Below are 13,812 nucleotides of genomic sequence, written 5' to 3' on the forward strand. Positions count from 1 at the left end.
GGCAGACGCTTCAGGAGGCTAAATACTCTTCCTTATGAAGCCTTCTTTTCCAGAACTAATACTACTTTATTAAAGTTAGCAGCAGCATTTACGACGTTGCGAAATGCTTCAAAGTCCTTTTTAGGCCAGCGTACTTCACGGTAGTGCTCGTTAATTGTTACTGTAATTGCCTGTCCCTTTTGCTCGTAGCTCGACTCAAATAAGTAAGTAGGCGTAGAGCCGGTACCAGCCTTAGCAACGATATTCAAGTCTTGCAAGTTGCGCACCTGGTAGCCAGCGGGCAACTCGAAGGTGATGGTGCGCTGATAGCGGCGATTGTAGGCATTTTCTACGTCATATTGACGCGTTTCATTCTGATAGAGCTCAGATTGAGGTCCTAGCAAGGTACCGACTTTGAATAAATACTTCGATCCGGCCCGGTCAAGTAGCGATGCCGTCTCTACAGTGGCATCTACTATAAATGGCTTAATCAAAGGATTCAGCCCGGCCTCTCCATTCGTAACGACTAGGCGTTGGAAAGTAGCATCAGGCACATTTCCTTTTACCAACGTCTGCATTGCCTCCGTGCGCTTATCGTCGGGGATCTGCGAGTAAAACGGCTGAATTTGCTGTGCTTGGTATCCTCCCATCGTTTGCTTGATATCGACAGTAGCCTTATCCATGGCCGCCGCAAACCGAACGTCAATTGCTAAGTCATCAGGGCTTTGATCAGCAGTAAGGGTGGCAATTTCTCGTACGGTGCCCACGGCCGACTCTGTACTTCCTAGTTTTACAGTGCGCACAAACAAGCCCCGAGTAGCGGTCCATTCGGCCGGAATTAGTGGCATCCGATAGTCGGCTCGGGCTGGAGCTAACCATTGCTTGGTAGCAGGCAAGTAGAATGCGTAGTGCTCCAAGTAATTCCAAGTATCGAAGGATTCATCGAACGGGACCTCGCTCCGATTAGAAGTAACCACCAATTCGTGCTCAACGCCCAGCTTGCTCAGTATAGCCGCAAACAAACGGGCAAATCCCATTTGCGAGGCCGCACGCGTAGCTACCACCCGCACTAGATCCTTGTCAGTGGCTTCGTTGAGTTGAAAATTAGTTTTTATATACTGTTCAGCCGAAGCAGCCTTCTCCGCGGATGATGCTTGGGCCGGCAAATTCATTTGTTTGAGCAACTTATCCAGTGCTTTTTGCTCATCCTTGGTGAAGCCATAAATCAGCGAGTACAAGTGCTGACTAGCATCTGCCCAAGTAAAGAGGCGTGCACGTCCGCGGGCAGAATTATAGGCCAGTTTGTATTCCACACGCATTCGCTCGGCCTGCATATTGGCAAAGCCTTCTTCACGAGCGGCAGGCACATTATCGAGTGCTATGCGCATTACTCGCTTCCCCTTCTGTACTGTATCGGCTATTACATCGGAGGTAGCGCCGTGGTACATGCGCATATCAAACGTGAACTGCTCGGGCGTAATCAACTCGAACGTCACATTATGGGCGGCCACTTCGCTTTGCAGATAGGCACGTCCAAAGAAATTGGCGGCGTGCTCGTAGCTGTATACATATTCAATCTCACTGCCTTTTTCGACGCCCTCTACGGCAAAGATTTTATAACCACGGCCGCCATCTTCGTCCTTTAGCTCTTTCATGTTGGCCTCACTCACTTCTACTACTTCGCCGCGCGGGCTTATAGTGCGGGCCTTTAGTAACAGAATCTGACCACCATCCTGAACGGGCACATAAATTTTATTGAAGCGTTCAATCCCGTCGGAGGTATTGACGCGCACTATGCGATGATCCAAGGAGAATAAACGCAGGCTTTTAGCGCTTGCGTCATAGGTAAACTCATTGGCGCTAAAATCGCGCATCACTACGGCGGGCAACTTAGCCTCGGCCTCCGTCACTGGCAGACGCTTACGCTTGGCATCCCAACTATAATTGGCGTAGGTTAAGTTGGGGGGCAATTTTTGCGCATGCAGGGCTGAAGTAGTCAGCACGAATACAAGGGCCAGCAGCCAAGCGGAGCTGATACGTTTTTTCACTAGTAGCAATTGATAAGTAGAAAATAAAAGGAAGTATCAATACCGCCCAGTTCGGACAAAAAAGCCCCCCGACTGAGATTAAGCTTTCTTCTTTTTCAGGATAAGCACATCGCGGTAAGCTGCCCCTAACTTGTCGACTACGGCATTCCACTGTCCAAATTGTGCGGGCTCCAAGAGTAGGCAATCCATGTACAGCTCTTTTTCCTGCACTATTTTGTTGCCTTGCCGTTCATAACGAATAGAAAAGCCAAGCACCGCATCCTGCGTTTTCACATTGTCAGGCAGATGTTCGATATCATAGCCAGCCGGAATTTCGAACTCCGTGCGGGTGCGGGTAGTATGATTATAGTCGCTGAAGCGGGATAAGCGACGCTTGGCGACGTCGATACGGTCGGTACCAAAAGATTGATCCAGATTCAGGTTCACATATATTTCGTCGTCCAGGCGTTGCACATAATCTTGCAATCGATATTCGTAATCGATAGTAAGAGACTTATCGCGCGCATCGAGGTTCTGAACTGTATAGGTGTCTACGAAAAACTTATTATTTCCCCGCTCTAGTAGACTTTTTATTGTTTTGGCCTCCTGCATTTTGTCGAGCCCATCAAGGGCGTAGGATTGGCGCACTTTGGGGTAGCCCTCCAGAGCAAGTTGTCCACTTCCTCGTAGGCCGGTAGTGCCATCTAAGGTTACTTTCGATACGTCTACTACCGCATTACGCTCCTTAGGCATTACTGGCACGCTCACAACTTTGCAGTTTTTAGCATCGAGCGAAAGCAGAGCGTCTTTACCCTGAATCATCCACGACGGCATCCCGAACGGCGTGTATTTGCTGGTCGCATCTAAAAATACGTACTCGCCCGACTTCGATTCGTAGGCCGTTATCATGTGGTTATCCACGCCCGGAGTTGCCAACTCAGCATAGTGGTAAGGAAGGTCGCGGGTACCAATCCACGTCAGATACGACTTCACGCCCGCTAGACGCAGCATTTGGTGCGTAAGGTTCGCCATGTCTTTGCAGTCACCATAGCGTTTGGCATACACCTGACCAGCATCATTCGGGATAAATCCACGTAGTCCATTTTCAAAGGCGATATAGCGCACATGATCCTGTACCCAATAATATACGCGCTGCACCCGCTCCTGCTCGGTTCTAGTTCCTACCATCAACGAATCTACCACGCGGCGTAAGGCGGGATCTTCTTTTTTATCGAGGTTGCCAATGAAGCCTGAGTACAGGGTATAAAGCTCAGAAATGCCCCCCAGCAGCTTGCGTGGCTGCCCACCAATCACCGCTTCTTCCAGATAATAAACAACATGAGGCACGTAGTAGTCCGATTCCGGTGCATTGTCATCGCGCGGAACGGCGGAAAGGTTGTCCGCTACCCACCGGTAGATTACAGTGCTTCCTTTCTCCTGTTTGCTAAAGTTGACTTTACCTAACGGCACCTGAAAAAGCTTGGCGCTTATTTTAACGGTGCGGGGGGCAGTGATGGTAAGCTCTGCGTGCCGCACGGGCACATAAGAAGCAAAATTGAAAGGCATAAGAAATCGCCCATCGGGGTGGCGTGTAGTGTAATCGGCTACCGTACGCGCACCGGGTACCACTGCGGGATAACTAAATGTAGTAGAGCGTACGTCGTCAAAAAACACCCCCGGACGCATCTCAAACTTGTTCTTGAAGTCGGTTACTTTAACCGTTTTGTAGTCATTATTGGCTGGAAGTAAGGTGCGTGCCTCCAATTTTTGAAGCCGATTGAAGTAAGAGCTATATACCTGATCCGGTGCGTAGGCTACTGACTGCGGTGCCAGATGTAGCATATCATAATGGTGGCGCGCCAGTACCTGCACGGAGTCGCCTTTCACCTCTACGGTCAGGTCTTGGCGGTAATCAAGGTAAACGGCTTTCTCCCCCGGATACTGCTGTTGCATCTGCTGCATTAGCTGCACTGGTTGTTGGGCATGAGCCATAGAGAAAGTCACTGTTATCGTAACAATCAATGCCACTACCGATTTGAGAGGGCCAAGCAAGCCGGGCCAGTTAGCGCACATCATACACGTAAGTATTCCAGTATACTTCTGTTTTAATTGGCTTACCCTGGGCATTATAATAGCTAGTAGGGCCAGATTTTTCGCCACTGCGGTAGGTTTCTTCACGTTCCAAGGTACCATCAGGACGATAATAGCGGCTGCGCCCCTGAAGCTCGTCGTGGGCATAGTTTTCTTCTTCCCGCATCTTACCATCAGGGTAATACGTGGTGAGCACACCGCTCAATACACCACCATTCTGATTTTGCACCCGCCGAAATACCTGCCCATTGCTGTAGTAGTAGGTACGAATGCCGTCGTAGCGACCTCCTTTATAGGTTTCTACAGCGGCTGGCTTCCCATTAGCAAATTGGGTACTCACGCTGCCAGCTAACGCTTGGTATGCTCCTGTTGGTTTTCCATCCGATCCTGGGCCCCGAAAGCTAACTGCTTCACCCCGCTCGAACATCTTTTCAACCAATAATTCTCCCTGCATATTATAGTGACGAGCAGGCCCGTGCAATTCGCCAGCTACAAACGTGCGTGTCATATCCGGCTGCCCATTTTCGAATAGATACTGCCACTCCCCGTCCTCTTCACCATTGCGATAGACGCCTTTGCTTCTGAGTTTACCAGACTCATAATATTGCTTCCATTCACCCTCGCGCTGACCGTTCCGGTACGTTCCTTCCATCGCAATTTTCCCTGTAGTAGGGTGATATGAGCGGAAGGCACCATGACGATTGCCTTGCTGCTGACTGTAGCTTATTTCAGTTTTGCCAGAAGGCGAAAGCCAAGCTGCAGAGCCATCGAGTTCGTAGCACGCTAACGCACTCTCAAGTCGCGGTTTGCCGCTCGGGTAGTGAAGGGAAAACTTTTTGCTGGCATGCGTTATATCAAACCGATCTATTACCCGCCCCGTCGAGTCGAAGGCAGTCAGCGCAAGTAGACGACCGTATTCAAGCCAACGCTCTTGAGCAAGCTGGCGAGTTGGGGTAAAGCTGCGGGCTATTCCATGCGCAGTGCCATTCAAAAGATTGTATTCTTCACTTACAGTACCATCGGCATAATACTGGTGCCACTCTCCCTGCTCTTGGCCATGCTGGTAGAAGCCCGCCCGCTGTACTACTCCATCAGGATAGAAAACCTCACTAAACCCGTCCAATTCATCATTGGCGTAGCTGTATCGCTGCTTCAGCTTACCCGTTGCATAGTACTCTTCTGTAGGGCCCTGCCGCACACCAGCCGCATATCGGCGTATTTCCCGCGTAGCGCCGTTACGGTGCAGAAATACCCATTCGCCATCAGGTTGGCCATTCAAATAGCTACCTGTGTAGAGTGGCGTACCATCGATGCGTAGACCTTTGACGGTTGTCTTACCTTTTTTAGCTACGGAAGTCTGGCTTACCACTTTGCCCGCTGCATCATATGCTATTACTCGAGTCACTCGTCCTTGCTCGTATAGCTGTTCTTCTAACAGCTTGCCTTCCAAATCATAGTCGCGGTATAAACCGTGCAATTCACTTGTCGCTGCATCATAGTTTTTTTCTACGCTAAGCTTACCAGTGGGATAATATAGCTTCAGTGGGCCAGTAAGCTTACCGTGATTGAGCGTACCAGTCGACTCCACCTGTCCGTTCGGGTGATACTCGATATAGGGACCATGCATTTCGTCCTGATCATAGGACCCTTTGCGCTCAAGTGTCTTATCCGCATAGTATACTGTAAATGCCCCCTGGCGCTTGTCGGCTACGTAGGTAGTAGTGTACTCAGGAGTACCATCGGCATAAAAGCCAGTTTCTATTCCATCTTTCTTGTCAGACTTATAGTTAGTTCGTCTTTGCAGCTTTCCATCCGTGTAATAGAAAAGTACCTCGCCGTTGATGTCGCCTTGTGCGTAGGGGCGTACCTCACGAATGGTACCACAGTAATGGTAAAGCTTAGCAATGCCCGCAGGTTGCCCATGGTCGTAGTTGCCTTCTACTGAAAGCGCTCCATTATCATGATACTCTACGTAGCGGCCATGTAATTTACCTTCCGCATCATAGGCTAATTCTTTTTCTAAAGTGCCGTTAGTGTGATAGCTGCGCCATGTGCCAACTCGATTGCCAGCGCTTGAAAAGTTTCCTTCCTCAGTAATAGCGCCTTCCTCATCAATCATTTGCCAGGGACCCCGCAAAATAGCTTTCTCGCCCGCTCCTTCTCCATCTCCTATCCCTTCTAATTTACCCTCACTGGTGTACCAAGCTTTGAGGCGCGTAGGTTTACCCTGTACTACGGAAGGTATTTGATAGGCCCGAAACTGATTGATAGCAGGACCAGCAGCCTCTACCATTTTGTCGATTTTGCCTTTGTTACTTTTCACCCACCCCGATGCTTTATTATCCTCTGCGGAAGACAAAATGAGGTACGTGAAGGCAACCAGGTTTTCTTCCTGACGCAAAACCTGTATCAGAGGTGTGTAGACACGCAGCCACAGATCTGTTTCATTGGGTTCAGCTACTGGAAATTTCTCAACTAACAGCTGAGTTTGCTTCACTAGGTTAGCGTTGAACTTCACCTTCGAGGTGTAGTCTTTGCGCAGAGCAGCCTTGGAGGTTATCAGCAAATCAAGTTCCCGGAATGCCTCGTTCGGAATAAAAGGCGTCAGCTTTTCCTTTGCATCTAATTCCAGGGCATTAGAGGATATTTGTTCAGCTAGTATGAGTACATCGCGGCTGCCTGCATTATCTGGATAGATAGATAAGAATGTTAGTAGGCTTATTAAGGCGCGAGCCGGTTGTCCTTGTCGTATAGCTAACTGGGCTAACTGGTAATGAGTGCTTGCGTGCAAGGGACTCAGTTCAAGGCTGTGCTGCCAACTGGCTAGCGCGGCAGGGTAATCATTAACCAATCCTTGGCTTATGCCCTGATTATACCATAGAGTCTGGTTGTAGGGAAACCGGCGGAGTGCCTCCTTATAGGTAGCAAGTGCGGCTTTAGCATTGCCAAGAGACTCCTGCGCTGTCGCTAAAACATCATATGACTGGGCTTCATGCACCTGCAAAGCAACTAGACGACTACTAATAGCAGCCGCTTCCGCATATTGTTTGCTTTGTAAATAAGACGAAGCCAGTTCACTTTGAACCTTCAAGTAATTAGTATCGGCCGAACTAACTGTTAGGTAGCGCGCAATTGCTGCTGCGTATTCTCCCTTGCCATGTAAAGCAGAACCTTCTTGTAAAACTTGTTGAGAATTGGCTAGCGTTTTCGATGAGGTTTGCTGGCCCCAAGCTGACGTAGCAGCGCTCGCACACAAAAATAGCAGAGCGCCATATGTAAAAATTCGCATTAAATTAAACCTGATAGTATAGTAATGAACCACTCTGTCCGCACCCACGGCAGTTCTCGGAACATTCCTACAATAGTACATCTTTCAGCAGTCTGCTGAAAGACACAGGCATTAACTATCCAAAATTTCTATCAGCTATACACACTATGGTATTTGGTGTTTCTGTTTACCAGTTGCCTTTGGCTTGCGAGCTTTAACTGGATAAACTACTAACTCCTGATAGGTAGAAACAGGATCTGTTTCGCGCCGAAAGTCCAGCTCTTCCAGCACGCCTACTACCAATTCCATGGTGGTATAAACCAGGTTGCCATCCAATAAATGCCCCCCAATAGTCCGGCCCGTGGAATCGGCAACAGACAGATGCAGATGGCTGCCATTTATGGAGAGCGTACCCACCAGCGACACTACTTCAAAATGTTCTTTGTATTCGGTAGGCCCAGGCTGATTGGCAAAACGTAGACGAACAGACGTCAGGCTGCCCACGCCGGTAACTATAGTGGCGGCTTTTATCTGCTGGGCTTGTGCGAAAGCCTGTAGCTGCTGCCGTAAATCTTGACCGGGCGCCAGGCGGAGCGCATACGTACGCATGGGCGATGACAGGGCAGAAACGACGGGCGCAGCGGACGAAGGCATAGCGGTTTTGGTTTGGGCAAAAGCCTCAGAGACAGCTAGTCCCAGCAAAAGCAAAGTAAATAGAAAACGCATAGGGGCAGATTGCTAGCCACAAAGGTAACCGCTGCTCAATGGCGGCCTGTATTTTGCCCCCCAGTGTGGAATATAGCTAAAAGTAAAGAGGAGAAAAACCAGCTCCGGCTGACTTTTCTCCTCTTTTCACTACCCTTCTGCACTCACCACCAGAACGATAGTGATGAGGGCGTTGCAGCGCCCTATTTATTAAAGCTTACGTTGCCGTAGCGAACTTTGATGTTTACGTTACCCGAATTCTTGGCGCTGGCTCCTCCAAACTTGCCTTGTGTATCGCTGGCGGTGGAGCTGCTTTCCTCTGATCTTACGCGCACTAAGTCTTTATCAACCAGAAGTTTACCGTGCAGGGTATTCACATCAAAGTCAAAGCCGGCACCTTCCGAAAAATTCAGCAGAAAAGTACTGTAGCCACCATCTAGATTAATCTGGCGGAAGTTTTTGCCTGTATTCCGAACCTCAAAAACGGGGCAGTACTGCACTTTCATATCCAGCTGATCATTCAGCTGATCAATGCTGAATTTAGAGAAGCCCGACGAGCCGCGCAGGTTGCGAACAGTGCCAAGGGCCACATCGCCATATTTGCTGTGCACCGTCAGATCGCGCACGGTACCGATGTCGATATCGGAGTAATTGTTGCGCAGGTCCACTACCTCTCCGGCATCTAGCCGAAGCTTGGAGTAAGAAGCATCGATGCTGGCTTTACCGGCAAAAGCAATTGTGCTTTGACCATTACCTATGCGTAACAGGTTCTGCGGGCCATCAAGGCGGCTTGTGCGCAGGCTACCATATTCTACCGCTAACTCCGTGGTGCCCGTCAGATCATTGTTGATGCTGACATCGCCGAAAGTATTGTATACTCGCAAAGAAGTGTTTTTGGGTAGCCATACGGTGTAGTTCACTTCGTATAGGCGCTGTCGGCTGGCGCAGCCATTAGGCATCGCCCCAAACTTCGATTGCACGGCAATGCCGCCCGTAGTGGGGTCATTTTCTTGCATTCGCACTTGTATCATGTTCATCAACTCCTGCGCTTTTTCATCCGAGTCGGCGCGGGTAATGATGTCAACATCAGTGCGGATCTCAGCCCGGTTCCAGGTATTAATCTGGACACGACCGTAGCGGGTTTGCAGGGAATATGGCTTATCGGCGCGAGCTGCAAAAGTGCGGCTCAGCTTGCGGCTTTTTTCTACGGCTGGCACTGCGCTCATTTCCTGCTGGCCTTGGCTGCCTTGCTGCACAGGCGAAGTAGAAGGCTGAGTGCTACCTTGCTGCTCCACGCTCGGCTGTGTGTTGCTCGCCCCTTGGTGGTAGTGATCAATAACAACTGTCACCGGCTCCATAGGAGAAATCTGCTCAGCTTTTAGGGGCTGAATCATCATTAGACTTGCGGCCAATGACAACAGACGATAGTTAAAACCCATCAAGACCGTTTTCATCGCTTGCGACTATTTTTGGCCACTTCTGGCTCCTCAGCGTGGTACTCCAGAATTCGTTCGCGAGTACGTAGCTGTTGGTTTAAGATATCAACCCTGATTTGCAGGTTACGATTCATTGCATCGAGCACCATATCCGGCTCCGGGTTGCGGTAAAGCTCGGTTTTGAGTTGTGCGTAGGTCGAGTCGAGCACAGCCAGTTCGCGTTGCCAATCGGCAGCTGGCGCGTTGGAGCTCTCTTCTTCCAGTTGGCGCAACTCGCCGGCCCGTTCTTTAATCTGCGAGGCGAAGTAGGCTTCCATCTGCTTCACAGCCGTATTCAAACGCTGCGTGGGGGCATTGGCGGCGGCCGTCGCTACAGGGTTAGTTCCAAAGTAGAAGGAATCGTTGGTTTCTTCCTCAGTAGGTGCCGAGGTAAGGTAAGGCGAAGGACTAATGCTCGTCCAGGCAGAAGCAGGTTGTGGCGAGGCGGAATTTTTCCAGAAAAGCCCCCCACCGGCTACTACCGTAAGGGCAACAGCGGCAGCAATACCAAAACGGCCACTCCAGGGGGCTTTTTTGGATGGAACCACTGGCTCGGGGGCCAGCTTTATCACGCGCAAGGGCACTTCCTCTTCCGTTTCGTCGAACGCCACGGTGGACGTCGTCAGCTCTTCTTCGATGCTGTCCCACAAATCGGGGCGCGGCTCGAACGCGTCGAAATCGGCGCGGTGCTGCTCTACGAAAGTTTCCAGTGATTTCTTATTCTCGTTCATACAGGTGGTTATTCGCACGTTTCTCCCCTTCCGACCGTGGCCCGCTATCATGTGGGTGGAGCGTCAGCCCGGCCGGTTCATCTACGTTTATTAGGTGCTTTACAATCCGTGCTGGCGCCCTAGTTCCAACAATTTTTTTCGGGCTCTGCTATACTGTGATTTGGAGGTTGATTCAGTTATATTCAAAATGCCTGCTATTTCGGCGTGGTCGTAGCCTTCAAGCAGATACAGTGAGAGTACTACGCGGTAGCCATCGGGTAGTTCCTGGATGCAGCGCCGCAAGCGGTCGGCTCGCCAACTTACTTCCGTAAAGTCGGTGTCGTCGTCCTGCTCGGAGCCAACCGAATCGTGCTGTTCGGCCAGCGGAACTAACTGCAAGCGCCGATTGCGCAGGCAGTTAATACTTTTATTAATGACGATGCGCTTGAGCCAGCTCCCGAACGAAGAGTCGCCTTTGTAGCTATGTAGTTCACGAAACGCGCTCAGAAACGACTCCTGCAACACGTCCTCCGCCTCGGCAAAGTCGCCGGTGATGCGCAGGGAGGCATTGAACATAGCCTTCGCGTAGCGCTTATAGATTTCAGCCTGGGCACGGCGGTCGCCCAAACGGCAACGCTCCACCAATGGGGCGTTGATATCAGTATACGCAAAAGCCTCCATGTGCGGTATTTGGGTTGTGCATGCTCAGAAATAGTAGCCCGTGAATATCCGGATTTCTTCGCTAAACTCCTCGTTCTGATGGGTAAGCGAGAGAAAGACAATGAACTATAAGGCGGGGTTGCATGGGGTTTAAGAGTAAATAACCCATGTCGCGACGTAGTTTAAAATTAGTGGCTAGGGCCGTCTCCCCAATCTGTGCTGCCTTGCCTACTCCCAAATGCAGTTTGCCTCCGTGAGAATAAGGGGCTGGCCATCCGTAATTACAATGGTGTGCTCGTGCTGAGCCACAAAGCTGCCATCTTTGGTAGCCATCGTCCAGCCGTCACTCAGCGAATGAGCCAGCGTAGCGCGGGTGGAGATAAACGTCTCTATCGCTACCACCGAATTCTTCTGGAAGCGCTTGCGGTTGTAGCGGTCGTAGAAGCAGGGAATTTCCGTGGGTTCTTCGTGCAGGCTGCGACCAATTCCGTGCCCCACTAGGTTCTTGATCACCCGAAAACCCGCTTTGCGCGCTTCACCTTCAATTAGCCCACCGATATCGGCAATACGTACGCCGCCTCGAATGCGGCTGAGTGCGGTGCGCAGGATCTGGCGGGAGGCATCGACCAAGGGTTGATGCTGGTGAATATCGGGCCCGAGCACGAAGGAGCCGCCGTTATCGGCCCAGTAGCCGCCCATCTCTGCTGAGACATCAATATTCACCAGGTCGCCGGGCTGCAGCACTTTGCGGGCCGAGGGAATACCGTGCGCCACTTCGTTATTCACGCTGATGCACGTCCAGCCCGGAAAGCCATAGGTAAGCCGCGGCGCCGATTTAGCCCCGAAGGCGGCCAAAATACATCCGCCATAGTCGTCTAGCTCTTTGGTTGTCATGCCCGGCTGAGCGTATTCGCGCATTTGCTTCAGAGTGGTACCGACGGCTTCGCTAATGCGCTGAAGGCCGATTAAGTCTATGTGAGATGTGATGGACATGGAGCGCAGGGGTTAGTCATCTGATCTAAGACAGTGTTGGCTGGCAAACGCTGATAAAGCGACGCCTATTTTCGTTAGCAAGCAGCTATAAGCCTTCTAACATAGGAGTTATCTCTATCATCCTCTACCCAACAGGAATATAGATAACTCAAATTGCGATAAATAATCCTTTCCCAAAAATGTATAAAAAAGGCCCGTGTGATTTACACACGAGCCTTTTTTATTAATAGGGCAGTTCACTTGGTCTCCTTTTTATATGTCAAACTTGATTCCCTGAGCCAGAGGCAGCTCGCGCGAATAGTTGATGGTGTTCGTCTGCCGACGCATGTAGATTTTCCAGGCATCGGAGCCAGATTCGCGGCCGCCGCCGGTTTCTTTTTCGCCGCCGAATGCACCGCCTATTTCGGCGCCAGAGGTACCAATGTTTACATTAGCAATCCCACAGTCGGAGCCTGCCTGTGACAGGAATGCTTCGGCCTCGCGCATATTTAGGGTGAAGATGGACGAGGACAATCCTTGGCGCACGCCATTTTGCAGGGCAATAGCTGCGTCTACGTCACCGCTGTATTTGATCAGATACAGGATAGGCGCGAAGGTTTCCTCTTGCACCGTGTGGTACTGATTTTCGGCTTCAACCAAAGCAGGCTGCACATAATTGCCCCCCGGATATTGGTCACCGGTCAGAATTTGCCCCCCAGTCAGCACTTTGCCTCCTTCCTGCTGCACTGCTTCCAGCGCTTCGCTGAAACCACGCACGGCGGCTTCATCAATTAGCGGACCTACTAGGGTACCTTCCATCAGCGGATTACCGATGGGCAGCTTCGGATATATGGTGAGCAAACGCTTCTTTACATCCTCAAAAATGGATTCGTGAATGATGAGACGGCGCGTAGTGGTGCAGCGCTGGCCGGCCGTACCCACGGCCCCGAATACAACGGCACGCATAGCGATATCCAGATCGGCGTGCTCGGTGAGTATAATGGCATTATTGCCCCCCAGCTCCAGTAGCGCCCTCCCCAGACGCGCACCTACTACTTCGCCTACCTTCTTGCCCATGCGGGTAGAGCCAGTAGCCGACACCAGCGGCACGCGGCCGTCGGCGGCCATCAGCTGGCCTATTTCGGCGTCGCCAATGATAAGGTTAAAAATACCTTCGGGCAGCTCATTTTCGGTCAGCACGTCGCGCAGAATATGTTGCACGGCCACGGCAGTAAGGGGCGTTTTTTCGGAGGGCTTCCAGATGCTCACATCGCCACAAACGGCGGCCAGCATGGCATTCCAGCTCCATACCGCCACCGGGAAGTTGAAGGCCGAGATAATGCCGACTACGCCCAGCGGGTGATATTGATCATACATGCGATGGGCGGGCCGCTCCGAGTGCATGGTGAAGCCGTGCAGCTGGCGCGACAGGCCCACCGCGAAGTCGCAGATATCAATCATTTCCTGCACTTCGCCCAAACCTTCCTGCAGGATTTTCCCCATCTCGTAGCTTACCAATTTGCCGAGTGGCTCCTTGTGGTCGCGCAGCTTATTACCGATTTGGCGCACGATCTCACCACGCTTGGGAGCTGGTACCAGCCGCCACGTCTGAAACGCCTCCTGAGCCGTTTGCACCACCTGCTCATAGTCGGCGGCGGTAGCAAAGCTTACTTCACCAATCAGCTGGCCATCGGCGGGCGAATGAATAGCGCGGGTCTTGGTATTGCTGGCGCCGCCCCATTTCAAACCGGTGCTGAAGGCTGGATTGCGGGCTTCGATGCCTAATTCACGCAATACCGCCTTGATACCGTGCGGATCATGCTCTTGTACATCGGTGCCCGTAGCAGTAGCTTCTTCGAGTGCTTGTTTCATAAAATCAAGGGAAATAAAAGCTGGGAAGGGGGTGGGTGGTACGAGTAACAAAA

Annotated in this window: 9 protein-coding genes; all 9 read right to left on the reverse strand. The window is 51.1% G+C overall.

Features of this window, described 5'->3' with window-relative positions:
- Positions 1 to 32: 32 nt before the first annotated feature.
- Positions 33 to 2,027: a DUF3857 domain-containing protein gene (locus tag G7064_RS08630; RefSeq protein WP_166073268.1), complete on the reverse strand. Its 1,995-nt coding sequence runs from the start codon at positions 2,025 to 2,027 to the stop codon at positions 33 to 35.
- Between the two features lie 78 nt (positions 2,028 to 2,105).
- Entirely contained in the window at positions 2,106 to 4,082 is a 1,977-nt protein-coding gene (locus tag G7064_RS08635) for a DUF3857 domain-containing protein (protein WP_166073269.1), read from the reverse strand.
- Complete coding sequence (locus tag G7064_RS08640; RefSeq protein WP_166073271.1) at positions 4,069 to 6,888, reverse strand: toxin-antitoxin system YwqK family antitoxin; 2,820 nt, start codon at positions 6,886 to 6,888, stop codon at positions 4,069 to 4,071. The genes G7064_RS08635 and G7064_RS08640 overlap by 14 nt, the downstream gene beginning before the upstream one ends.
- 642 nt (positions 6,889 to 7,530) lie before the next feature.
- Positions 7,531 to 8,091, reverse strand: a complete 561-nt coding sequence (locus G7064_RS08645) for a PPC domain-containing DNA-binding protein (RefSeq protein WP_166073272.1) — start codon at positions 8,089 to 8,091, stop codon at positions 7,531 to 7,533.
- Positions 8,092 to 8,273: 182 nt separating this feature from the next.
- Positions 8,274 to 9,524: a hypothetical protein gene (locus tag G7064_RS08650; RefSeq protein WP_166073273.1), complete on the reverse strand. Its 1,251-nt coding sequence runs from the start codon at positions 9,522 to 9,524 to the stop codon at positions 8,274 to 8,276.
- On the reverse strand, positions 9,521 to 10,276 hold the full coding sequence (locus G7064_RS08655) for a hypothetical protein (RefSeq protein WP_166073274.1): 756 nt from the start codon (positions 10,274 to 10,276) through the stop codon (positions 9,521 to 9,523). The genes G7064_RS08650 and G7064_RS08655 overlap by 4 nt, the downstream gene beginning before the upstream one ends.
- A gap of 99 nt (positions 10,277 to 10,375) precedes the next feature.
- Positions 10,376 to 10,936, reverse strand: coding sequence for an RNA polymerase sigma factor (locus G7064_RS08660; RefSeq protein WP_133271690.1), 561 nt, complete (start codon positions 10,934 to 10,936; stop codon positions 10,376 to 10,378).
- A 207-nt stretch (positions 10,937 to 11,143) separates the two neighbouring features.
- Positions 11,144 to 11,908: a type I methionyl aminopeptidase gene (map, locus tag G7064_RS08665; protein WP_166073275.1), complete on the reverse strand. Its 765-nt coding sequence runs from the start codon at positions 11,906 to 11,908 to the stop codon at positions 11,144 to 11,146.
- Positions 11,909 to 12,160: 252 nt separating this feature from the next.
- Positions 12,161 to 13,759 carry an aldehyde dehydrogenase family protein gene (locus tag G7064_RS08670; RefSeq protein ID WP_166073276.1) on the reverse strand — a complete coding sequence of 533 codons (1,599 nt, stop codon included), beginning with the start codon at positions 13,757 to 13,759 and terminating at the stop codon, positions 12,161 to 12,163.
- Positions 13,760 to 13,812: the final 53 nt, after the last annotated feature.

It is taken from the genome of Hymenobacter sp. HDW8, assembly GCF_011305775.1.
In the GTDB taxonomy this organism is placed as follows: domain Bacteria; phylum Bacteroidota; class Bacteroidia; order Cytophagales; family Hymenobacteraceae; genus Hymenobacter; species Hymenobacter radiodurans.

What these genes read in the sequence shown, in the direction of transcription:
- G7064_RS08660 (WP_133271690.1), bottom strand. Translation starts at nt 10,936, where the DNA reads ATGGAGGCTTTTGCGTATACTGATATCAACGCCCCATTGGTGGAGCGT.
- map (WP_166073275.1), bottom strand. Translation starts at nt 11,908, where the DNA reads ATGTCCATCACATCTCACATAGACTTAATCGGCCTTCAGCGCATTAGC.
- G7064_RS08635 (WP_166073269.1), bottom strand. Translation starts at nt 4,082, where the DNA reads ATGATGTGCGCTAACTGGCCCGGCTTGCTTGGCCCTCTCAAATCGGTA.
- G7064_RS08670 (WP_166073276.1), bottom strand. Translation starts at nt 13,759, where the DNA reads ATGAAACAAGCACTCGAAGAAGCTACTGCTACGGGCACCGATGTACAA.
- G7064_RS08650 (WP_166073273.1), bottom strand. Translation starts at nt 9,524, where the DNA reads ATGAAAACGGTCTTGATGGGTTTTAACTATCGTCTGTTGTCATTGGCC.
- G7064_RS08645 (WP_166073272.1), bottom strand. Translation starts at nt 8,091, where the DNA reads ATGCGTTTTCTATTTACTTTGCTTTTGCTGGGACTAGCTGTCTCTGAG.
- G7064_RS08655 (WP_166073274.1), bottom strand. Translation starts at nt 10,276, where the DNA reads ATGAACGAGAATAAGAAATCACTGGAAACTTTCGTAGAGCAGCACCGC.